This window comes from Pseudomonadota bacterium (genome assembly GCA_037200975.1).
Lineage (GTDB): Bacteria > Pseudomonadota > Gammaproteobacteria > Steroidobacterales > Steroidobacteraceae > CADEED01.
The window spans coordinates 3695722-3717259 of sequence record JBBCGI010000001.1; the positions used below are offsets into that span (position 1 = coordinate 3695722).

At 64.7% G+C, this 21538-nt stretch carries 19 protein-coding genes; 14 read left to right on the forward strand and 5 right to left on the reverse strand.

Annotated features, from left to right (window positions below):
* Positions 1-146 precede the first annotated feature (146 nt).
* The 4 genes from WDO72_16615 to WDO72_16630 all read left to right on the forward strand — a co-directional run bounded on the left by WDO72_16615 (position 147) and on the right by WDO72_16630 (position 3631).
* Complete coding sequence (locus WDO72_16615) at positions 147-842, forward strand: OmpA family protein (protein ID MEJ0087296.1); 696 nt, start codon at positions 147-149, stop codon at positions 840-842.
* 69 nt (positions 843-911) lie between these two features.
* Complete coding sequence (locus tag WDO72_16620) at positions 912-1268, forward strand: cupin domain-containing protein (protein MEJ0087297.1); 357 nt, start codon at positions 912-914, stop codon at positions 1266-1268.
* 169 nt (positions 1269-1437) lie between these two features.
* Entirely contained in the window at positions 1438-2136 is a 699-nt protein-coding gene (locus tag WDO72_16625; protein ID MEJ0087298.1) for a TorF family putative porin, read from the forward strand.
* Between the two features lie 139 nt (positions 2137-2275).
* Positions 2276-3631, forward strand: a complete 1356-nt coding sequence (locus WDO72_16630; GenBank protein ID MEJ0087299.1) for an MATE family efflux transporter — start codon at positions 2276-2278, stop codon at positions 3629-3631.
* Between the two features lie 134 nt (positions 3632-3765).
* Here WDO72_16630 and WDO72_16635 read toward each other — a convergent pair whose 3' ends face one another.
* Positions 3766-5097, reverse strand: coding sequence for an aspartate aminotransferase family protein (locus WDO72_16635; protein ID MEJ0087300.1), 1332 nt, complete (start codon positions 5095-5097; stop codon positions 3766-3768).
* A gap of 44 nt (positions 5098-5141) precedes the next feature.
* On the opposite strand from WDO72_16635, the gene WDO72_16640 reads away from it, so the two are divergent.
* From WDO72_16640 to WDO72_16685, 10 genes are all read left to right on the forward strand, one after another.
* Positions 5142-5690 carry a cupin domain-containing protein gene (locus WDO72_16640; protein MEJ0087301.1) on the forward strand — a complete coding sequence of 183 codons (549 nt, stop codon included), beginning with the start codon at positions 5142-5144 and terminating at the stop codon, positions 5688-5690.
* A gap of 8 nt (positions 5691-5698) precedes the next feature.
* The gene (locus WDO72_16645; protein ID MEJ0087302.1) at positions 5699-7204 is read left to right on the forward strand and encodes an aldehyde dehydrogenase; all 1506 of its coding nucleotides are present in this window, start codon (positions 5699-5701) and stop codon (positions 7202-7204) included.
* On the forward strand, positions 7186-8613 hold the full coding sequence (locus WDO72_16650; protein ID MEJ0087303.1) for an exonuclease domain-containing protein: 1428 nt from the start codon (positions 7186-7188) through the stop codon (positions 8611-8613). Before WDO72_16645 ends, WDO72_16650 begins: the two co-directional genes overlap by 19 nt.
* The gene (gene rlmKL, locus WDO72_16655; protein MEJ0087304.1) at positions 8604-10790 is read left to right on the forward strand and encodes a bifunctional 23S rRNA (guanine(2069)-N(7))-methyltransferase RlmK/23S rRNA (guanine(2445)-N(2))-methyltransferase RlmL; all 2187 of its coding nucleotides are present in this window, start codon (positions 8604-8606) and stop codon (positions 10788-10790) included. The genes WDO72_16650 and rlmKL overlap by 10 nt, the downstream gene beginning before the upstream one ends.
* Positions 10787-11209, forward strand: a complete 423-nt coding sequence (locus WDO72_16660; protein MEJ0087305.1) for an OsmC family protein — start codon at positions 10787-10789, stop codon at positions 11207-11209. The genes rlmKL and WDO72_16660 overlap by 4 nt, the downstream gene beginning before the upstream one ends.
* A 185-nt stretch (positions 11210-11394) precedes the next feature.
* Positions 11395-13452, forward strand: a complete 2058-nt coding sequence (locus WDO72_16665) for a S9 family peptidase (GenBank protein MEJ0087306.1) — start codon at positions 11395-11397, stop codon at positions 13450-13452.
* Between the two features lie 8 nt (positions 13453-13460).
* Positions 13461-14411 (forward strand): 2-dehydropantoate 2-reductase, encoded by a 951-nt coding sequence (locus WDO72_16670; protein ID MEJ0087307.1) that lies wholly within the window; start codon positions 13461-13463, stop codon positions 14409-14411.
* Complete coding sequence (locus WDO72_16675; protein ID MEJ0087308.1) at positions 14408-15214, forward strand: hypothetical protein; 807 nt, start codon at positions 14408-14410, stop codon at positions 15212-15214. The genes WDO72_16670 and WDO72_16675 overlap by 4 nt, the downstream gene beginning before the upstream one ends.
* Positions 15215-15224: 10 nt before the next feature.
* On the forward strand, positions 15225-16538 hold the full coding sequence (locus WDO72_16680; GenBank protein MEJ0087309.1) for a serine hydrolase domain-containing protein: 1314 nt from the start codon (positions 15225-15227) through the stop codon (positions 16536-16538).
* A 2-nt stretch (positions 16539-16540) separates the two neighbouring features.
* Complete coding sequence (locus tag WDO72_16685; GenBank protein MEJ0087310.1) at positions 16541-17575, forward strand: Gfo/Idh/MocA family oxidoreductase; 1035 nt, start codon at positions 16541-16543, stop codon at positions 17573-17575.
* A 32-nt stretch (positions 17576-17607) separates the two neighbouring features.
* Here WDO72_16685 and WDO72_16690 read toward each other — a convergent pair whose 3' ends face one another.
* The 4 genes from WDO72_16690 to WDO72_16705 all read right to left on the reverse strand — a co-directional run bounded on the left by WDO72_16690 (position 17608) and on the right by WDO72_16705 (position 21538).
* Entirely contained in the window at positions 17608-18591 is a 984-nt protein-coding gene (locus WDO72_16690) for a polysaccharide deacetylase family protein (protein ID MEJ0087311.1), read from the reverse strand.
* Positions 18588-19100, reverse strand: a complete 513-nt coding sequence (locus WDO72_16695) for a Dps family protein (GenBank protein MEJ0087312.1) — start codon at positions 19098-19100, stop codon at positions 18588-18590. Before WDO72_16695 ends, WDO72_16690 begins: the two co-directional genes overlap by 4 nt.
* A 67-nt stretch (positions 19101-19167) precedes the next feature.
* On the reverse strand, positions 19168-20226 hold the full coding sequence (locus tag WDO72_16700; protein ID MEJ0087313.1) for a DUF3500 domain-containing protein: 1059 nt from the start codon (positions 20224-20226) through the stop codon (positions 19168-19170).
* Between the two features lie 94 nt (positions 20227-20320).
* Positions 20321-21538: a response regulator gene (locus WDO72_16705; GenBank protein ID MEJ0087314.1), complete on the reverse strand. Its 1218-nt coding sequence runs from the start codon at positions 21536-21538 to the stop codon at positions 20321-20323.

The window sequence follows — 21538 nt, forward strand, 5'->3', positions numbered from 1 at the left end:
ATTAGGCATGTCCCCTTTAATGCCACGATCCGCCACGATTCGTCGGCAGAACGCCCGGCTCCCGCCCGCGCGGCATCCTGAGTCCGCGTTGAAATGAACCTCGAGAGCAAACCGCTCTCGCAAGTTCTAACAACTGGAGAGGGTACATGGGCACCTGGACAACCAAGTTTCGTAAACCCGCGATCATCGCGGGCGTGTTGGCAATCAATCTCGCGGTGAGTCCGGCGTTCGCCACCCAGCCGGTCGAGCAGCAGAAGAGCGACGGCAAACGCGGCGGCGCGGGCTTCGCCGGCGGCGCGGTGATCGGAGCCGCGGCCGGCGGGCCAATCGGCATGGTCATCGGCGCGACGGTGGGCGGCCTCATGGGCGATCGCAGCCAGAAGAAGAGCGAGACGCTCGCCGCGCGCAAGGCCGAGGCCGCGTTGCTCGCCAGTCAGGTCGAAGCGCTGAACGGCACGTTGACCAGCATCGAAGGAAAGGCCGGGCAGGTCGGTTCGACCGTGCAATTCCGCACCGGCGAAACCAGCGTCCGCGACAACGATCGCGCACGTCTGGCAAGACTCGGCGCGCTGGTCGCCGGCCTCGACGATGTCCGCGTGCACGTGTCCGGATTCGCGGATGCGCGCGGCGACGACGCACTGAACCAGTCGTTGTCGCAGGAACGCGCCGAGATGGTGGCGCGCGAACTCGAGAAGGCCGGCGTCCCCAAGGAGCGCATGGTCATCGAAGGCATGGGCGAACGTTTCGCCAGCGTCGAAGCCGCCTCGGACGACCAGGCCTTCGAGCGCTGCGTGGAAATCCGCTTCGAATCCACCAGCGCGTCGCTGGCCAGCAATAACTGAATGGAGCCCACATGGTGCCGGGTGGGGAATGTGGGGAATACTCAGCTTCCCTCCACACCCGGCACTCTCATGACGCAGCAGATCATCGATTTCAGGACGAAGGTCCCAGGCGAGACTTCGACTCCCGCCGCCGATCGGCTCCTGGCGGGCAACCCGCAGCAAAGCGTCAGCAACTACTTCAGCGACGCGACCCAACAGTTTCACAGCGGGACCTGGTCGAGCACGGTCGGCACCTGGCGCATCCGTTATTCGGAGTCGGAGTTCTGCTGCCTGACTCGCGGCCGCGTCGCGCTCGAGAATCTCACCGGTCAGCGCTGGGAATTCGGGGTCGGCGAGGGCTTCGTCGTGCCGGCCGGGTTCGAGGGAACCTGGCAAGTGATCGAGGACTGCACCAAGTTCTACGCCATCTTTGAAGCGCGCACTTAATAAGTGCAATGGACCACGCATTGACGGCATAATCCGCACCTTCGGGACGGTTGTAACTTTTTAAGCTACACGTAACTCGTTGAAATTTTAGGCATGAAGGGTCAAGTGAAGCTGGAATGGCACAACCCTTGCTTAAGAACATGGGCCCTATAGCCCTCGGAGGAGCAAAATGAAATCGATTAAAACTCTGGCGCTCGTGACCGGCCTCCTGGCCTTAAGCGGTGTCTCCCAAGCTCAATTCAGTTCGACCTGGACTGCGGTGAGCGATTACGACTTTCGCGGCTTCTCTCAAAGCGCGAAAGACCCGGCCTTGCAGGCCAGCGCCGACTACGCGTTTGGCGAAAGCGGATTTGCGGTCGGCGCCTGGGCGTCGAACGTCGACTTCGGACCCGGTACGGATTCCGACATCGAACTCGATCTGTACGGTGGTTACACCGGCAAGATCAACGACAGCTTTTCCTGGAACGCGGGCTTCGTGCACTACGGCTACCCGAGTTCGACCGGCGGTGAGTACTTCGAGTATTACGCGGGCCTGACGGCTGGCAACTTCGGCTTCAAGCAGTGGTTCACGGACAGCCTGTTCGATGCGGGCAGCAGCGCGCAATACACCGAAGCGAACTACACGCAACCGCTCGGCGACACGTTGTCGCTGGCTTTCCATGCCGGTTACGCCTGGGGTGATGCCTGGGACAACGCCGAGCTGGTCGACTACGCGGTGCAGCTCAACTACACGGCGGGCCACTTCACGTTGTTCGGCAAGTTCACGGGCACCGATGCCAGTGGCGAACAGAAGATCACCAGCGACGCGAACAACAACGAGCCGCGCGTTCTCGTGGGCGTCATGACGACGTTCCCCTGGGGCGATTGATCCAATCAAGAAGAATCAGCTTCTGAGCTGACGGAAAGGGCCGGTCGCGAGACCGGCCTTTTCTTTTGCTCTCTCGAACGGGAAGTTGACGAGTCATCTCCCGCCTGTCATCTAGACAACCCCCATTTCGGTTCGCGCGATGAAAAACTTGAGCGTTGGTTCGATTCCGGGACACGTGGCGGCGATGTCCATCCAGATGTTCATCGGCATGGTCGTGCAGGTGGCGTACTTCGTCACCGACCTGAAGTTCGTCTCCATGCTCGGCAACGAAATGGCCGCGGGGTTCAGCGCCGCCGGCAATCTCTGGTTCGCCGTGCTGGCGCTCACGCAGATCCTGAACGTCGGCACCGCCGCGATGGTTTCGCATGCCGTCGGTGCGCAGCAGCACGAACGCGCGAACCTGGTCTTCAACCAGTCGTTGATGTTGTCGGTGTTCATGGGAATCTTCGTCGTCGTGCTGCTGTACGCGGTGGCGACTCCGTACATGCACCTCGAAGCGGCCGATGCCGTCGTCGCGCAGGCGGGCATCGACTATCTGCTGGGCGTGACGCCGGGACTCGGGATCCAGTTCCTGATGATCTCGATGTTCGCAACGCTGCGCGGCACCGGCATCGTGAAGCCGACGATGATCATCCAGTTCATCACGGTCGGGCTGAACATCCTGTTCGCCGCCGTGCTCACGATCGGCTGGCTGACCGGCAAGCCGTACGGTCCGTTCGGCGCGGGCCTCGCCACCACGCTCGCGACCATCGTCGGTGTGATCATCAGCGCGTACTACTTCCATCGCCACGAGAAATACGTGTCGTTCCACCGCGAGCAACTCAAGCCCAGGTCGGAGGTGTGGAAAAGGTTGTTCTTCATCGGGCTACCCATCGGCCTCGAGTTCATGTTCATGTCGCTCGTCATGGCCGTCATGTACTGGGCCATCCGCAAGTTCGGCGCGGACGCGCAGGCGGGATTGGCCGAAGGGCAGGGCGCCTTGCGGCTGATCATGTTGCCCGCGATGGCGGTTGCTTTCGCGGCGGCGCCGATCGCAGGTCAGAATTTCGGCGCGCGCAAGCCGGAACGGGTGCGCGAGACGTTCAACTGGACCGTGGGATTGAGCGTCGGAATCATGCTGACGCTCACGCTGTTCTGCCAGTTCGGCTCGCACCTGCTCATGAACATCTTCACGCACGAAGAGGCGGTGGTGAGCGTGGGCGCGACGATGCTCATGATCACGTCGTGGAACTTCGCGGCGAACGGGATCATCTTCAGCTGCTCGTCGATGTTCCAGGGATTGGGAAATACCTGGCCGACGATCAGCTCGAGCGTGATCCGGGTGTTCGTGTTCATCGTGCCCGTGGTGTGGCTATCTACCCGGGCGGATTTCAGGCTGGTGGACGTGTGGCACCTGTCGGTGGCCAGCATGTTCCTGCAGGCCATCGTCAGCTTCGCGCTGCTGCGCAGGGAGTTCCGGAAGAAGCTGGTGGTGGCGCCCGCCCTGGCAGCCTGAGAAAAAGGGGACAGATCTATTTATGAATAAAGGGGACAGATCTATTTATCGGCGTCGGCGCCCAGTACGGGGAAACCGTGGCTCGATAAATAGATCTGTCCCCTTTATTCATAAATAGATCTGTCCCCTTTTTCTCAGGCGGAGTCTTTCAATACCTGCGACAGGATTCCGAACAGCTCCTCGATGTGTTTCGGCTCGATGATGAGCGCGGGCGAGAGCGCAATGATGTCGCCGGTCGTGCGAATCAGCAGGCCGCGCTCGAAGCACTTGAGATAGATGCCGAAGGCGCGCGCACCCGGGCTGCCCGCGATCGGATCCAGTTCGATGCCGGCGACCAGCCCGTAATTGCGGATGTCGATGACATGCGGCAGACCGCGCAGCGCGTGCAACGCCTGCTCGAACACGACGCCGGTCTGCCTGGCGCGGGTCAGCAGCTTCTCGTTCTCGTAGATAGACAGCGTGGCCAGGCCGGCGGCGCAGGCCACCGGATGCGCCGAATACGTGTAGCCGTGGAACAGCTCGATGGCGCCCGGCGGCCCCTGCATGAACGTGTCGTAGATCTTCTTCGACGCCAGCACCGCGCCCATGGGAATGGCGCCATTGGTCAGCCCCTTCGCGCAGGTGATCAGGTCGGGCGTGACGCCGAATTCCTGCGCGGCGAACGGCGAGCCGGTACGCCCGAAGCCTGTGATCACTTCGTCGAAGATGAGCAGGATGCCGTGTTTGTCGCAGATCTGGCGCAGCCGCTGCAGATACCCCTGCGGCGGCAACACGACGCCCGTGGACCCGGCGATCGGTTCGACGATGACGGCAGCAATGGTCGAGGCATCGTGCAGCGCGACCAGCCGCTCCAGATCGTCCGCCAGTTCGGCGCCGTGCGCCGGCAAGCCGCGCGAGAACGCGTTGCGCTTGAGATCGTGTGTGTGCGGCAGATGGTCGACGCCCGGGATCATCGCGCCCGGCCAGGCCTTGCGATTCGCCACCATGCCGCCGACGCTGATGCCACCGAAACCCACGCCATGGTAGCCGCGCTCGCGGCCTAACAACCGCACGCGCGCGGCGTCACCCTTCACGCGGTGCCAGGCCAGCGCGATCTTGAGCGCGGTGTCGACCGACTCCGAACCCGAGTTGGTGAAGAACACATGATCGAGCCCCGGCGGCGCGATCTTCACGATGGCGTTGGCGAGATCGAACGCCCCCGGATGCCCCATCTGGAAGGGCGGCGCGTAATCCATGACCTCGAGCTGGCGCGCGACGGCCTGGGTGATCTCCTTGCGGCCATGGCCCGCGTTCACGCACCACAGTCCCGCGACGCCGTCGAGAATGCGGCGGCCGTCGGGCGTTTCGTAGTACATGCCGGCAGCCTTCGCCAACATGCGCGGCTTGCCCTTGAACTGGCGGTTCGCCGTGAACGGCATCCAGTAGGCGTCGAGATCGGATGCTGTAGACGTAGGATTCGCGGCCATTTTGTCGACTCCGGAAGTTGCCCGGGATCATAATCCTTAAACTTATGAGCATCGACGTCGGAGCGCGCCTCAAACACGTACGCGAAGTGCACGGCCTGTCGCAACGCGAACTGGCGCGCCGCGCGGGCGTCACGAATGGCCTCATTTCGCTGATAGAACAGAACCGCGTCAGCCCGTCGGTGGGCTCGCTCAAGAAAGTGCTCGATGGCGTGCCACTGTCGATGGCCGAATTCTTCACGCTCGACGTGACCAGCGCCCAGCAGGTGTTCTACGGCGCCGAAGAGCTGGTCGAGATCGGCGGTGAGGGCGCATCCCTGCGGCTCGTGGCCGCGCAGCGACCGGGCCGGCAGCTCACGGTGCTGCACGAGCGTTATGAGCCGGGTGCCGCGACGGGTGAGGACATGTTGTCCCACCGCGGCGAGGAGGGAGGCGTGGTGGTCCGCGGCACCGTGGAGCTCACGGTTGGCGGCCAGACGCGTGTGTTGGCGGCGGGCGACGCGTACTACTTCGCCAGTGCGACGCCGCATCGTTTTCGCAATGTCGGCCGCGAGGTGTGTGAGATCATCTCGGCCTCCACCCCGCCGACGTTCTGAAGACACGTATGTCCGCAACTCCCGGTCTTTCCGCCGCCGATTGGCAGCAACGCGCCGCCGCGCTGCAGCCGCGCTCGCAGGTGTTCATCGACGGCCGCTTCGTGCCGGCCGCGAGCGGCGCCACGTTCGACAACATCAATCCGGCCACGGGTAAATCGCTGGGGCAGGTCGCGGCCGGCGAGCAGGTCGACATCGACCGCGCGGTGGCCAGCGCACGCGCCGCGTTCAAACGCGGCAGCTGGTCGCAGCAGCCGCCCAAGACGCGCAAGAAGGTACTCGCGAAGTTGGCCGATCTCATGCTGGTCCACAAGGACGAACTGGCATTGTTAGAGACATTGGACATGGGCAAACCCATCTCCGACAGTCTCGCCGTCGACATCCCTTCCGCCGCCAACTGCATCCGCTGGTATGCCGAAGCGGTCGACAAGATCTACGACGAAGTCGCGCCCACCGGGCCGAATGCGCTCGCCACGATCACGCGCGAGCCGATGGGTGTGGTCGGCGCCATCGTGCCGTGGAATTTCCCGCTGTTGATGGCCTCGTGGAAAATCGGCCCGGTGCTGGCCAGCGGCAATTCGCTGGTGCTCAAGCCTTCTGAGAAATCGCCGCTGACCGCGCTGCGTGTCGCCGAGCTCGCGGTTGAAGCGGGTATTCCGCCAGGCGTGTTCAACGTGGTGCCGGGCTTCGGGCACACCGCCGGCAAGGCGCTGGCACTGTCGATGGACGTCGACTGCATCGCGTTCACGGGCTCCACCGCCACCGGCAAGGCGGTCATGCAATACGCCGCGCAGTCGAACCTCAAGAAGGTCGGGCTCGAGTGCGGCGGCAAGTCACCCAACATCGTGCTGGCCGATTGCCCGGACATCGACAAGGCGGCCACCGCGGCGGCCTACGCGATTTTCTTCAACCAGGGCGAGATGTGTTCGGCCGGTTCGCGCCTGCTGGTCGAAGCGTCGATCAAGGACGCGATGCTGGAAAAAATCGCGGTAGTTGGACGCACGATGGTCCCGGGCGACCCGCTCGACCCGGCCACGAAGCTCGGCGCCATCGTCGATGAAACGCAGATGAAACGCGTGCTGTCGTTCATCGACGCGGGCCGTGACGATGGCGCGCAGGTTGCGCTCGGCGGCAAACGCGTGCGCAGCGACAGCGGCGGGTTTTTCGTTGAGCCCACGGTGTTCGACGGCGTGAAGCCGGCCATGCGTATCGCGCGCGAAGAGATCTTCGGGCCGGTGCTGGCGACTATCTCCTTCAAGACTGTGGAAGAGGCGATCCAGATCGCCAACGACGTCGAGTACGGGCTGGCCGCGGCCGTGTGGACGCGCGACATCAACGTCGCACACCGCACCGCGCGGGCGTTGCGTGCCGGCACGGTCTACGTGAACTGCTACGACGCCGACGACATCACCGTGCCGTTCGGCGGCTTCAAGCAGTCGGGTATCGGGCGCGACAAATCGCTGCACGCGTTCGACAAATACACCGAGCTCAAGACGACGTGGATCGAGCTGAGCTGACTATTTCTCCCGCTACGCCGCTGGCCTTCGTCGACATCGAAACGACGGGCGGCCATGCGGGGGTTCATCGCATCATCGATGTCGCCGTCATCGGCATGACCGGCGATGCCGTGGACTTCGAATGGCAGAGCCTGGTGAATCCGGGCGTGTATGTACCCGCCGGCATCACCGCGCTCACCGGCATCGATAACGACATGCTCGTCGACGCGCCGCGCTTCGAGGACATCGCCGCGGAGATTCGCAAACGCCTCTCCGGCCGCGTGTTCGTCGCGCACAACGTGCGCTTCGACTACGGATTCATCCGCCGTGAATTCGCCCGCATGGAAACGCAGTGGCGCAGCCCGTCGATGTGCACGGTGCGATTGTCCCGCGCGTTGTATCCGCAGATGCCGCGGCACAACCTGGATGCAGTGATGGAACACCATGGCATCGCGATGGAGAGCCGCCACCGTGCCATGCCCGATGCGCAGGTCCTGCGCCTGTTCTGGGCCAAACTACGCGCGGCTTGGAGCACGGACGAATTGCAGGCGGCCATGGATCGCGCGTCGTTGCGCGCCATGCTGCCGGCGGCGCTGCCTGCCGATCTGGCGGACGACCTGCCGGAAACACCCGGCGTGTACCGGTTTTACGGCGTGCGGGAGCAGGGCGAGTCACTCTTATATATAGGCAAGGCCAATAACCTGCGGGAACGGGTGCTCGATCATTTCCGCGGCGGCGCTGCCAGGGCATCGAAGTTTGCCGCGCAGGTGCGCCGGGTGGACTGGACGCAAACGGCCGGGGAACTGGGTGCACTGCTGCTCGAGGCGCGCGAGATCCGCCAGATGCAGCCTGCATACAACCGGCCGCTGCGCGGCGGCGAGCGGCTCACGTGGTCGTTCGCCGATGCCGGGCCCCCGCAGCTGGTCGAACTGGATGCGCGGGTGCTGCGCTCTGGCGATGCATTCGGCATGTACCGCAGCGAACGCGACGCACGCCGGGCGCTCGAAGGCCTCGCGCGCGAACACCAGTGGTGCTTCAGGTTGTTAGGCCTGGAGAGCGGCGAGGGGTCGTGCCTCGGTTTTCAGACGGGCCGATGCAAGGGCGCCTGCGTGGGCAAGGAATCACTTGCCGTGCATCTGGCGCGCGTGAAGCTGGGCCTCATGCCGCTGCGCCTCAAACAATGGCCGTACGCGGGCCCGATGGTGCTGCGGGAAGGCGCCGCGGAACGTACGCAATACCACGTCATAGACGGCTGGCAGCATCTCGCCACGTTCGATGCCGATGACGCTGCCGCGTTGCCGTCCGCTCGCGACTGGCAGCGTGTGGCGGAGCGGCTGGATTTCAACATGGACGGCTACCGGATTCTCACGCGACACCTGGCGGATGCGCGGCTGATGCCACTGCCGCGCGCGGACGACTCGTGGACGTAAACCCCACCACGTATCGTTTCGTGGCTTCGAGCCCGCGCGGGTTCGGCGATCTGCTCGCGGCCGAGCTGCGCACCTTCGGCGCCGCCGACGTGCGCGAACGGGCGCTGGGCGTGGAGTTCTCCGCGCCGCTTTCGGTGGCCTATCGCGCCTGCCTGGAATCGCGCGTAGCGAGCCGGGTGTTCCTGGTGGTCTCCGAGTTCAACGCGCCGACCGACGCCACGTTCTACGACGCGATTCGCGCGATCGACTGGCGCGCGCACATCGACCCCGCGCGCACGCTGGCCTGCGACTTCACCGGCAAACATCCCGAGATCACGCACACGCGTTTTGGCACGCTGCGCCTCAAGGACGGCATCTGCGATCAACTGCGCGATGCCACGGGATCGCGGCCCGACATCGCCACCGATCGTCCGGCAGTGCGCGTGCACGCGCACGCAAACGGGCCGAAGGTGACGGTATCCATCGACCTGTCCGGCGAAGGCCTGCATCGCCGCGGATATCGCGCGCAGGCCGGCGAAGCGCCGTTGCGCGAAAACCTCGCCGCGGGGATCCTGCTGCGCGCCGGATGGCCCGAGAAATCGAAAACCGCGGCGGAGTTTCTCGACCCGATGTGCGGCTCCGGCACGCTGGTCATCGAAGCCGCGATGATCGCGGCTCGTGTGGCGCCGAACGCGCGCCGGCAGTATTTCGGCTTCTTCGGCTGGGTCGGGCACGACCGGGCCGCGTGGGAAGCCGCCAAAGGCGACGTGCTGGCGCGCGAAGTGAAACCCACGCTGCGGCTGCGCGGCGTCGATGCGGATGCGCGTGTTCTCGCCGCGGCGCGTGAGAACGCCGCGCGCGCGGGATTGGGCGAGCTCATCACGTTCACGAGTGGCCAGCTGGCCGACGCCGCGCCGGCCGGCGAGGGCGCGGGTTTCCTAGCCACCAATCCGCCGTACGGTGTACGCCTCGAAGATCGCGATACGGCGCGGGCCCTGATGAAGCAGTTAGGCGAAGTGTTGCGCGCCCACTTCGGCGGCTGGGACGCGGCAGTGCTGGCGGGTTCGCCCGACGCGGGCCTCGAGCTGGGACTGCGCGCCGAGCGCGTCCACACGGTATTGAACGGCGCGATCGAATGCCGGCTGCTGCGGCTGCATGTCTCGGCGGCGAGCGAAAAGCAGATGCTGCACACCGGCCGCAATGCGCGCATCGATGAATCGCTGGCGGAATCGCCTGGCTCGAAGATGTTCGGCAATCGCCTCGCCAAGAACATCAAGCAGTTGAAAAGCTGGGCGCAGCGCGAGCAGGTCGGTTGTTACCGTCTCTACGACGCCGACATGCCCGAGTACTCCTTCGCCATCGACCGCTACGCCGAATCCGGCAGCGGCGAAGTCTGGCTGTACGTGCAGGAATACGCGGCGCCGAAAACGATCGAGGCCGAGGCCGTGCAGCGGCGGCGCAGTGAAGCGCTGGCCGCGTTGCCGGCCGCGACCGGAGTTCCGAACGACCGCATCCACCTGCGCCAGCGGCGCCGCACCGTGCGCGGCGAGCAGTACGAGAAGTTAGGCAGCGACGAGGATTACCATCTGGTCGAGGAAGGCGGCCTGAAGTTCTGGGTCAACTTTTCCGACTATCTCGACACGGGGCTGTTTCTGGATCATCGCATCACGCGGCAGCGGCTGGGTGCGGCTGCGCAAGGCAAACGTTTCCTGAATCTGTTCGCCTACACCGGCAGCGCCACGGTGTACGCGGCCGCGGGCCGGGCGCGCTCCACCACCACCATCGACATGTCAGCGACTTACCTCGATTGGGCCCAGCGCAATCTGGCAGTCAACGGCTTCTCCGGCGACCAGCATGAATTCATCCAGGGCGACTGCATCGCCTGGCTGGAACACGCCGTGGAAGAGCGCTATCTGTTCGACCTGGTTTTTCTCGATCCGCCCACGTTTTCCAACAGCAAACGCATGGAGGACATCCTCGATGTGCAGCGCGATCACGCGCTGTTGATAGATCGCTGCATGGCCTTGCTGGCCCCCGGCGGGAAGCTGGTCTTCTCGAACAACGCGCAGAAGTTCAAGCTGGACGGGATGCTCGGCGAGCGCTACAAAGTCACCGACATTTCGCGCGCGACGCTGCCGAAGGATTTCGAACGCAATCCGCGCATTCATCAGTGTTACGAACTGGAGTCACGATCATGATCAAGAAGGGTTCCGCCAGCTGGAAGGGTGGATTGAAAGATGGCGTCGGCGCGGTCTCCACGGAAACCGGCGTGCTCAAGAACGCGCCCTATGGTTTCAAGGCGCGTTTCGAGGACGGCCCGGGTACGAATCCCGAGGAGCTCATCGCCGCCGCGCACGCCGCGTGTTTCACGATGGCGCTGTCGGCCGGCCTCGGCAAGGATGGCTTCACGGCCGATTCCATCGAGACCTCGGCCGCCGTGCGGCTGGAGAAGGTGGGTGACGGCTTCGCCATCACGCACAGCGATCTCATCTGCATTGCCAAGGTGCCCAACATTTCCGAAGCGAAGTTCGCGGAGATCGCCGAGATCACCAAGTCAGGCTGCCCGGTGTCGAAGGTGCTGAACGCGAAGATCTCGCTGGTTGCCAAGCTCGGCTAACTACCGCCGGCAGGCGGCATCCATGCGGGATCCGGGGCTGGCGCCCGCCACCCGGCGGAGGGCGGCGCGCGGCTGGACACACGTCCGGGCGCGATTTTTCGCCTCTTAGGCCAAAAGTGGCGGTGCCGGCACCGGATGCGCCGCGCGTCGGGTACAGTACGCCTACATCCCGCAGAGGATTTTCCATGAGAACCGTTCGCTCCGCCGCGCTTGGCACGGCCCTGGCATTCCTCGCCTCAGCCGCCAGCGCTGCCGCGCCGCCCGAGTCCCGGCGCTTGCATTCGATCGACGTCTTCCAGCTCGAATACGCCGACGACACGCAGATCTCCCCGGACGGCAGTCGCATCGCCTACGTGCGCGTCAGCTACGACGTCATGACCGATCGCGCCCGCCGCAACCTCTGGCTGGTGAACGCCGACGGCACTAACAACCGGCCGCTGCTGTCGGGAATCCGCAGCTTCAGCTCGCCGCGCTGGTCGCCCGACGGCACCCGCATCGCCTATGTCTCGGCGGCCGAGGGCAGCCCGCAGCTGTACGTACGCTGGCTGGATTCGGGCCAGACCGCATTGCTGACCAATCTCACCAAATCGCCGGATTCCATCACCTGGTCGCCGGACGGCAAGTACCTCGCTTTCACGCAGCTGGTGCCGGCTAACAAGCCACCGCTCGCCACGCCGCCGCCGAAACCCGAGGGCGCCGTGTGGGCGCCGCCCGTCAAGGTGATCGACACGGTTACCTACCGCGCCGATGGCGCCGGGTACCTCGAATCCGGCTTCGATCATATCTTCGTCGTCTCGGCGGAGGGCGGCACGGCGCGCCAGCTCACCGAGGGCGATTTCTTCGACGCCGGGCCGCTGTCGTTCACGCCCGACGGCACACACATCGTGTTCTCCGCCAATCGCGGCAAGGATTGGGAGCGGGAACCGCAGAACAGCGAGGTCTTCAGTGTCGACATCGCGACGCAGAAACTCGCGGTGCTCACCAGCCGTCAGGGGCCGGACAATTCGCCGGTGGTCTCGCCCGACGGCCGGAAAATCGCTTACCTCGGATTCGACGACAAATACCAGGGGTATCAGGTCACTCATCTTTATGTGATGGATATCGACGGGTCGAATGCCCGCGAAGTCAGCGGGGCGTTCGATCGCGACGTCGAAAACCCGCGCTGGGCCGCCGACGGCCGCGGCATCTTCTTCTCGTATGACGAACGCGGCGTGAAAAAACTTGGGCTCACGACGCTCGAGGGCAAGATCCGCACGTTGGCGGAAGGGTTGGGCGGCACCGACCTCGGGCGCCCGTACACCTCCGGAGGCTACAGCGTCGCGCGTAACGGCCGCGCGGCGTTCTCACACAACACCCCGTCGCGGCCGGCCGACGTGGGAACCGCCGCGAGCGGTTCGCCGCTGCGCGTGCTCACGGCGCTCAACGACGATGCACTCGGCAACAAGACGCTCGGCGCGGTGCGCGAACTCGACTGGAAATCCTCGAAGGACCAGCGCGCCGTGCAGGGCTGGGTGATTTATCCACCCGATTTCGATGCAGCGAAGAAATATCCGCTGATCCTCGAGATCCATGGCGGGCCGTTCGCCGCCTATGGGCCTAACTACGCGACCGAGCTGCAGCTGTACGCGGCCGCCGGTTATGTCGTGCTGTACGCCAATCCGCGCGGCAGCACGAGTTATGGCGAGGAATTCGGCAACCTGATCCACCACGCCTATCCGGGCGACGATTACGACGACCTGATGTCGGGCGTGGACGCGTTGATCGCGCAGGGCAACGTCGACGCCAACAACCTGTTCGTCACAGGTGGCTCGGGCGGCGGCGTGCTGACCGCCTGGATCGTGGGCAAGACAGATCGATTCCGCGCCGCGGTGGTCGCCAAACCGGTGATCAACTGGTCGAGCTTCGTGCTCACTTCGGATGCGAGCAATTTCTTCTACAAGTACTGGTTCGGGGCGCAGCCCTGGGAGAAGCCCGAGGAATATTGGCGGCGCTCGCCGTTGTCGCTGGTTGGGAACGTGAAGACGCCGACGATGCTGATCACGGGCGAGGCCGATTACCGCACGCCGATCGAGGAATCCGAGCAGTACTACCAGGCGCTCAAGCTGCGCAATATCGACACCTTGATGGTGCGTATCCCCGAGGCTTCGCATGGTGGCATGGTCGCGCGCCCGTCGAACCTGATCGCGAAGGTCGACAACATCCTCGCGTGGTTCGAGCGGTACCGGAAGAAACAAGGGAGCTAAGGACGCCCATGAAGTTCGCCATCCTCGGCGCGGGTGCGCTCGGCACGATTCTCGGTGCGCACCTGTCGCGCGCCGGCCATGAAGTCGTGATGATCGCGCGCGGCGAACGCGCGCGCACCCTGCAGCGTCAGGGCCTGGTGCTCAACGGCCTGTCGGATATCAAGGCGCGGCCGCAGGTCATCGACGATCCGAAGAAGTTGCTCGACACCGGCACGTTGATCATCGCCACCAAGGCCATCGACTCCGTGCAGGCGCTCGATTCGCTCAAACACCTGCGGCTCGAGAACGCATTGTCCGTGCAGAACGGCGTGCTCAAGAACGAATTGCTCGCGCGCGTGTTCGGTTATTCGCGTGTGCTGGGCGCGATGGCGGATTTCAGCGGCGAGCTGCTCGCCAACGGCGAAGTGAAGTTCACGCGCAACGTCTGCCTGCACATCGGCGAAGAGAAGGGCGGCGTGAGTCCGCGCGCCGAGGCACTGGCGGCCGCCATCGATGCGGCCGGTGTGCGTTGCACGGCTGCGTCGAATATTCGTACCCGTGAATGGTCGAAATACGCGGGCTGGATAGCGCAGTTCCCGCTTGCAGTTCTGACGCGGCAGATCACCTGGAAATATCTCGTCGACGAACGTAGCGCGATGGTGATCGTCCGCATCGTGCGGGAGGCCGCGGCGCTCGCCGCCGCGCTGCAGATAGATCTGCTCGACATGCCACCGTTTCCAGTGCCCAGCATCGTGCACGGCAGCGACGCGGACGCGATCGAGATCGTTCGTGGCATCGGACAGAAATTCCACGACACCTCGCCCGAGCACCGCATGTCCGCGCAGCAGGACGTACTGCGCGGCAGCCGGCTCGAGTACGAAGAGACGCTGGGTCACGCACTACGCCTGGCGCGCGAGCACAATGTCCCGATGCCGACGCTCGACACGTGTTATCGCATCATCTCGGTGGCGCACCCGTGAAGGAGACTTTCTGCGCAGCCGCGACTGTCTGGGTTTTTTTCTCCGGAGTTGCCGCCGCCGCTCCGCCTGACGCACTCTTTTCCGACGATTTCGAATCCCATCCGGCCAACGAAATTCCCGGCGCCCCCTGGAAAGAAGAGACCTACCGATCCGGCGCCGTGGTCAAGGTCGATTCCGAACATGCCTTCAGCGGCAGGCAATCCCTGCATATCTTCACCCCGCGTGGCGCGAAGTATCGCCGCGGCTATGTCGCCATTCATCTCCAGACTCCCGTGCCACAAGCCATGCCCGGCATGTACGGCCGCGCGATGACGTGGCTCGACGCCGCGCCCGCTGCGTTGCCCGGAGCGCCACCGGTGCACTGGACCCTGTTGCAGGGCGAAGGCCGCTCGGCCGACGACACCTACAATTCCATCTACCGCCTCGGCGTCGAGCAGCGCGGCGGCACGCAGCTCATGGCGAACTTCGAAACGACTCCGCCCGTCACCACCGACTGCAAGCAGCAATCGAACGTCACTCTTCCGGTGGGCCGCTGGGCCTGCGTCGAATGGCACATGGAAGTCGCCTCCGATGAAATGCAGTTCTGGCTCGACGGCCGCAAGGTCGCCCACGTGAAAGGCCGCGCGCGCGCGGCCGGCGCCTGCCGCGGCAACGACCTGCAGGGCGAGTGGCGGGCGCCGCCGAAGTTCAACAGTCTCTATCTAGGTCTCGAGCGGTACGCGGATTCCGCCAACGACCAGAACCTTTGGTGGGACGATGTCGTCCTGTCGAAGCAACGCGTGCGATGTCCGGCCAAACAGTGAAGGGGGTTCGATGAAATTGTTCACCGTTGCCGTTGCGGCAGCCATTGCGATCTGGTGCGCGCCATCGAGCGCCGCCTCCAAGCCGAAGCCGGCGCCTGCCGCGGCGCCCGCACCCGTTCCAGCGGTGCCGCTCGTCATCGAACCCGCGGCGATCGACGCCGCGCTCAAGGCGTTCATCGACAACCAGACCCTCATCGGCGTTTCGGGGCTCGTCTTCCAGAACGACCAGGAGGTCTACTTCGGTGCGTTCGGCCTGGCGGATCGCGAGAACCACAAGCCGATCACGCGCGACACGATCGTGCAGATCTTCTCCATGACCAAGGCGATCACCGGCGTCGCGCTGATGCAGCTCTACGAGCGCGGCAAATTCGAGCTCGATGCGCCGCTCGAGGTCTACGCGCCGGAGTTCGCCAATCTGCGCGTGTACGCGGGCCTGGATGACGCCGGCCAGCCGAAATACGAACCGCCGAAACGCAAGCCGACGGTGCGCGACATCCTGCGTCATACCGCGGGTCTGACCGCCGGCGACGGCGACACCACGGCGGTGGGAGCTATCTACCGGCAGATCGATCCGCGCGCCATCATGAATACGCTGCCGGAGTTCGCACAGAAGCTCGGGCAGGTGCCGCTGGCCTACCAGCCCGGCACGCGCTGGCTGTATTCGGATTCGGTCGACGTGCAGGCCTACCTGGTGCAGAAGCTGTCGGGCGTGCCGTTCGACGAATTCGTGAAGCTGCACATCTTCAAGCCGCTCGGCATGACCACGATCCGTTACACCATCCTGCCGACGGATGCGGACCGGCCGAACCTCGCGGCTATCTACACGCGCAACGAGGACGGCAGCTTCACGCGCCAGGGTGAAGAAGAGGCGTACAAGTTCAACAACGCCGCCTGGCCGCTCAAACCCGGCAGTTATGGCTTCGTCTCCAACATCGACGACTACATGAAGTTCGCGCGTATGCTCGTGAACGGCGGCAAGTTAGGACGCGCGCGTATCCTCAAGCCCGAGACCGTGAAGCTGATGGCGACCGACGCGATGCCGGCGGAAGTGACCGACAAATCCTGGCTGCCTTCGAAGGGGACGGTCGGCTTCGGCATCGACTTCGCGGTGCGTACCGCGCCGCCCAAGGACGCCGCCGAGGCGTCGGGCGCGGTGGGAGAGTTCTTCTGGGATGGCGCGGCGAGCACGCTGTTCTGGGCGGATCCCCAGAATCATGTCGCCGCCGTGTTGTTCACGCAGATGCGCCCGTTCGACAAGATCAAGCTGCACAAGGCGTTCCGCGACGCGGTGTACAAGAACGACCCCGTCGCGCACGCTCACTGAACATGGAAAACCTGGGATTCGGTTTCATCGGTGCCGGCGCCATCGCCAATTTCCACGCGCAGGCCGTGGCTGCCTCGAAGGGCGGCCGGCTGATTGGAGTTGTCAGCCGGCGGCGCGTCAGCGCCGAGGTATTCGCGCAGCTGCACGGCATCGGCTTCGCGGGCGACAACGTCAACGAATTGCTCCGGCAACCGGGCCTCGACGCGGTGTGCATCACCACGCCGTCCGCGCTGCATCTCGAGCCGGCGTTGCAGGCGATCCGCGCCGGTAAACACCTGATGATCGAGAAGCCGCTCGACGCCACGGTCGAAGGCACGGATCACATCCTGCGCGAAGCGGAAAAGGCCGGTGTACGCGTCGGCTCCATTTTCCAGGCGCGTTTCGGCGACGCGGCGCGCGCCCTGAAGGCAGCAGTGGATGCTGGCCGGTTCGGCCGCATGGTGCTGGCCAGTTGTTACGTGAAGTGGAACCGCACCGCGGACTACTACACAGGATGGAAGGGAAAGCTCTCCGAAGACGGCGGAGGTGCTTTGATCAACCAGGCGATCCACGGCGTCGATCTGCTGCAGTGGTTTGCCGGCATGCCGGTGGAAGTATTTGCGTGGACGACGCAACGCGTTCACAAGATCGAATCCGAAGACACCTGTGTGGCGGCGCTGAAGTTCGGCAGCGGCGCATTCGGCACGATCGAAGCCAGCACCGCGCTGTGGCCGGGCTTCTCGCGCCGCATCGAGATCTGCGGCGAGAACGGTTCGGCGGTCATGGAGGATGACGACATCGCGAGCTGGGAATTCCGCGTCGCGTTGCCAGGCGATGAAAAATTGCGCGCCACGCGTGAAAGCGGTTCGATGGGTTCCGGCGCCGCCGCGCCCATGGCCATCACGAACGAAGGCCACCTGCGTCAGATCCAGGACTTCATCGACGGCATCCGGGAGAAGCGGCCGTTCTTCATCGAAGGCAAGGAGGCACGCAAGGCGGTGGCACTGGTCAGGGCCGTCTACGATTCGGCCGCCACGGGTAAACCGGTGACCCTGTAGGGATCAGCGGTGGCCTGCTTTCCGGCGACCGCCTACCGGCAAATGCTGGCGAGCCGCTCCCGCGGCTGGTCGGAGATCGCGGGCCAGGGGATCTGTTTTGCCTGCATGCCGAGCTCGGTTAACGTGCCGCCTCGTCTCGACGCGACATCCGGGTCGTAGTCATAGGCCGGATCGCTTTGCGCCTCTTCGAGAGTCACGATCTCGAAACCCTCGTCATCGAGTAGTTTGAACAGCCCCGGCAGGATGTGCGAACTGAACGAGCCCAGGTGCAGCAGTACCACGTGGTTGATGTCGCGGCCGAACACCTGGCGCGCGAGTTCGCGCTGCACACGTATGTATTCCTTCGCGATCGTGAGATAACTTTCGCGCAGCCAGGCAATGGACTTCTCGTCCTTCTTCATCACGCACGCGGCGTGCGCGCTGTTCCACTGGTAGTCCTCCCAGTCGAGCGTGGTCTGGGCGACGCGATAACCGCTGCTCGCGAGGAATGCGCGGACGGCGCGGCGCTTCTCGAGCGTGTCGCCTTCGTGCAGGTACGGGTACCGGAACCAGCGCCACGTGCTCTTGCCGCTCTCGGGCATCAGCAGCTCGAGCACCGGCTCGTTGCGCAGCACTTCGCGCTGAAAATCTTCCGCGCTGTTCTTGGTGAGATCGAGGTGGGTGTAGGTGTGGTTGCCCAAGGGGTTGCCGCCCGCCGCCCAGATCCTGAGCGCCACGGCGCCGTCGGGATCGCGCTCGAGTTTCCCCGCGTTGATGAAGCCGTACGAAGGCGGAATGTGATGTTTCCGCAGCACCGCCACGGTGTCGCGCGCGTAGTCCGATGGCTTGAAGCCCGTGGCGAGCGTGCCGTTGATGGGCAGATCGTCGAAGGTGAGCGCCACCTTCAGTTTCGCCGCTTTGTCGGTGGCGCCAGCGGGCGCCGCGAAAAGCAGCGCGGCCAGGCAGGCCGCGGCGTATCCAAATGAAACGGCGGCCAAAAAGGCCGCCGTGTTTGCAACGACTTTCGCGCCGCTCACTTCAGCAGGCTGCGCAACATCCAGGCCGTCTTCTCGTGGATCTGCAAGCGCTGCGTGAGCAGGTCGCAGCTGGATTCATCACCGGCCTTCTCCGCGCCCGGGAACGCGGCGCGAGCCGTGCGCGTGACCGCTTCATGGCCGGCCACCAGCAACCGCACCATGTCGAGCGCCTCGGGCACACCTTCGGTCTCCTCGATCGAGGTGAGCCTGGAGAATTCCTTGTAGGTCGCCGGCGCCGGATACCCGAGCGCGCGGATGCGTTCGGCGATCAGGTCGAGCGCGTTCCACAGCTCGGTGTACTGGTCCATGAACATGAGATGCAGCGTGTTGAACATCGGGCCTTCCACGTTCCAGTGGAAGTTGTGAGTCTTGAGATAGAGCGTGTAGGTGTCGGCGAGCACGCGCGACAGGCTCTGTACGATCTTTTCGCGATCCTTGCCCTTGATGCCGATGTCGATGAGCGGGGCGGCCTGATGCGGAACCAGGGCGGCGGTGTTTTTCTTGGCCATGTCGTCTCTCCTCACGCGATTGCGGGCAGTCTAGCCAGCGCGCGTGCGCGCGGCCATTCGAATTTGCCTATGGATGCGATAGATGAGCGCGCAACACATCGCCGCCGAAGTCGCGATCGAGATCGCGATACACGGTGTGGATGTGGTTGGCGTCGTTCTGGGTGTTGTCGTACTCGATCAGCAGCGTTGGACCATGTACGCGGTAGTAATGTTTTTCGCCGCTCTCGATGCTGCCTGCCCAGCCAAAGCGCACCTGGTCGAAGCCCGCACGATCGAGACGCGCCAGCGCGTCTTTGGCCGCCGCGGGATTCACGCGCCCGACGTAGAGCTCTATCAACGTGCGCAACTGCGCCTTTTCTGCGTCCGACATGGACCCCGCGGCGAGGCCCTCGAGTTCGAGCGGCCGGACCTTCGGATCGTTGCCCGAGACGATCTCCGGAAACGCCGTGTCGCGGATCATCGCGGCCTTGCGCTTTTCGGCGGACAGGCTCGTCATCAATTCACGGCCGAGGTCTTCTTCCTGCGCCAGCAACCGGAAGCCGGTCTGGGGACCGGACAACACGCGCGCCGGATTCGCGCCTACGAACACCGGCGCGACGATCGGCGCCTGCCCCGGCAGCTGCGTGACATTGATGGAAAGGTGATGCCCCTCGAAACGCCACGCCCAGGGCGCCGCGCCCGAGGGTTGGCCGAACACCGCCGTGTAGTAGTTGCCCGGATCGCGGCGGGTGACGTCGGCCACCCCGGCTTCGGTTTCGACGCGCCGCAGGATGTTCTCGTGTTTCATCACGCCGCGCGCTTCGAGCAGCCCTTCCGGACCGAGCGCGGTCGCGAGCAGCGGACCTAACAACTCGCTCTGCCGGTCGTCGAGCTGCAGCAGCGAAACACCGCCGCGCGTCATCGGCACGAAATTCCAGTGCGTGCGTTCGGGCGAATCGAGCGGGTAGGCGGCCTGCTTGCGCAGGTCCGCCGGCAGCGATTTCAGGAAGGTATTGGCCGCAAGTTCCGCGCCGCCGTCCTGGCCCGCGCGGCCGGCGCCGGCATCGGGCGGGAGGAACAGGGCGCCCGCGATCCCCGCGCCCAGTGACAGTGCAATTGCCGCGATCCTTGCGGTACCAGTAGCCATGTGCATCGTCGCCCCCGGGGAAGAAGGGCGACATGCTAGGCGGTCGCGGACCGCCCGACAATCAGACCTTGGTAGCTGGCGGACCGTCCGGCGATCAGCCGTTCGCCGACTGGTTGCTGATCAGCTTCTCGGCTTCCACGCGGCCCTTCTTGAATACGTCCTCGAGGCCCGCTTCGCGCAGGAAGCTGGCGTCGATCCGCGCCGAGCTGTCGATGCCGGCGCCGGCGGGGCGCGCCTGCGCGCCCGCCTCGGTCATCTCCTCGACCAGGCCGCTCGCGATGTGTACCGCGGCCACCAGCGCACGCGATTCCGGGGCGACATCGTTCGGCCGGTGATGGAAAGCCACGGCCTCGACGATCGGGAACGGGATACCCCACAACCCGAGTAGATAGGCCCCGACCTCGGCATGTGTGACGCCGAAGATCTCGCGCTCGGCGGTGGCGCTGTCGCCGTTGAGCTGTTTCTTGCGTTCCAGCGCGCGCACGTAATCGGGCGGGGCGGCGTGCAGCAGCACCAGCGCGCCGATGTCGTGCAGCAGGCCGGCGGTGAAGGCCGCGTCCGCCAGTGCCGGGTTCGAGACGATCTTCTTGGCGAGGATGGCCGTCAGCATCGAATGATGTTGCAGGCGATCCGGAGAGAACCCCTTGACCTCGCTGATGGCCTTGTCGGAGAACGAGGTGCTGCCGAGCACCAGCGACTTGATGATCTCGACGCCGAGATAGGTGACCGCGGGCCGGATGCTGACGATCTTCTGCCCCAGGCCGAAGTACGCGGAGTTCACCAGCTGCAGCACCTTGGCGCAGACCGCCGCATCCATCTCGATGACCTTGGTGAATTGCGCGCTGTCGGCCTTCGGGTCCGCGGCGAGCCGCGCCAGTTCGTTGTAGGTCGACGGCACGGCCGGAATCCGCTCGAGTTTGCCCACCAACGCGGTCAACGCGGGGTTCTGCATGAGCTTGTGCAGCGCATGGGTCTGTTCGATCACCGCGCGCAGCGTTTCGCCGTCGCAGGGCTTGTGCAGGAACTGATGCGTGACGGGCAGCGCGCGCATGATGGATTCACGCTCGGCCTGGCCCGACAACACGATGCGGGCCGCGGCCGGGAAGTCGCGCTGGATATGACGCAGCAGTTCGGCGCCGTCCATGCCCGGCATGCGCATGTCGGTGATGACGACGTCCGCGGGAGTCTTTTTCATCTCCTCGAGCGCCTGTTGGCCGCCGAGTGCGAAGGTCATTTCCCAGCGTTTGCGTTCCTTGCGCAGGGAATTTCGCAGGCCATCGAGAATGGCCTGTTCATCATCGACGAATAACAC

What these genes read in the sequence shown, in the direction of transcription:
- WDO72_16660 (MEJ0087305.1), top strand. Translation starts at nt 10,787, where the DNA reads ATGATCAAGAAGGGTTCCGCCAGCTGGAAGGGTGGATTGAAAGATGGC.
- WDO72_16640 (MEJ0087301.1), top strand. Translation starts at nt 5,142, where the DNA reads ATGAGCATCGACGTCGGAGCGCGCCTCAAACACGTACGCGAAGTGCAC.
- WDO72_16615 (MEJ0087296.1), top strand. Translation starts at nt 147, where the DNA reads ATGGGCACCTGGACAACCAAGTTTCGTAAACCCGCGATCATCGCGGGC.
- WDO72_16685 (MEJ0087310.1), top strand. Translation starts at nt 16,541, where the DNA reads ATGGAAAACCTGGGATTCGGTTTCATCGGTGCCGGCGCCATCGCCAAT.
- WDO72_16635 (MEJ0087300.1), bottom strand. Translation starts at nt 5,097, where the DNA reads ATGGCCGCGAATCCTACGTCTACAGCATCCGATCTCGACGCCTACTGG.
- WDO72_16695 (MEJ0087312.1), bottom strand. Translation starts at nt 19,100, where the DNA reads ATGGCCAAGAAAAACACCGCCGCCCTGGTTCCGCATCAGGCCGCCCCG.
- WDO72_16625 (MEJ0087298.1), top strand. Translation starts at nt 1,438, where the DNA reads ATGAAATCGATTAAAACTCTGGCGCTCGTGACCGGCCTCCTGGCCTTA.
- WDO72_16630 (MEJ0087299.1), top strand. Translation starts at nt 2,276, where the DNA reads ATGAAAAACTTGAGCGTTGGTTCGATTCCGGGACACGTGGCGGCGATG.
- WDO72_16645 (MEJ0087302.1), top strand. Translation starts at nt 5,699, where the DNA reads ATGTCCGCAACTCCCGGTCTTTCCGCCGCCGATTGGCAGCAACGCGCC.
- WDO72_16670 (MEJ0087307.1), top strand. Translation starts at nt 13,461, where the DNA reads ATGAAGTTCGCCATCCTCGGCGCGGGTGCGCTCGGCACGATTCTCGGT.
- WDO72_16620 (MEJ0087297.1), top strand. Translation starts at nt 912, where the DNA reads ATGACGCAGCAGATCATCGATTTCAGGACGAAGGTCCCAGGCGAGACT.
- WDO72_16700 (MEJ0087313.1), bottom strand. Translation starts at nt 20,226, where the DNA reads ATGGCTACTGGTACCGCAAGGATCGCGGCAATTGCACTGTCACTGGGC.
- WDO72_16665 (MEJ0087306.1), top strand. Translation starts at nt 11,395, where the DNA reads ATGAGAACCGTTCGCTCCGCCGCGCTTGGCACGGCCCTGGCATTCCTC.
- WDO72_16680 (MEJ0087309.1), top strand. Translation starts at nt 15,225, where the DNA reads ATGAAATTGTTCACCGTTGCCGTTGCGGCAGCCATTGCGATCTGGTGC.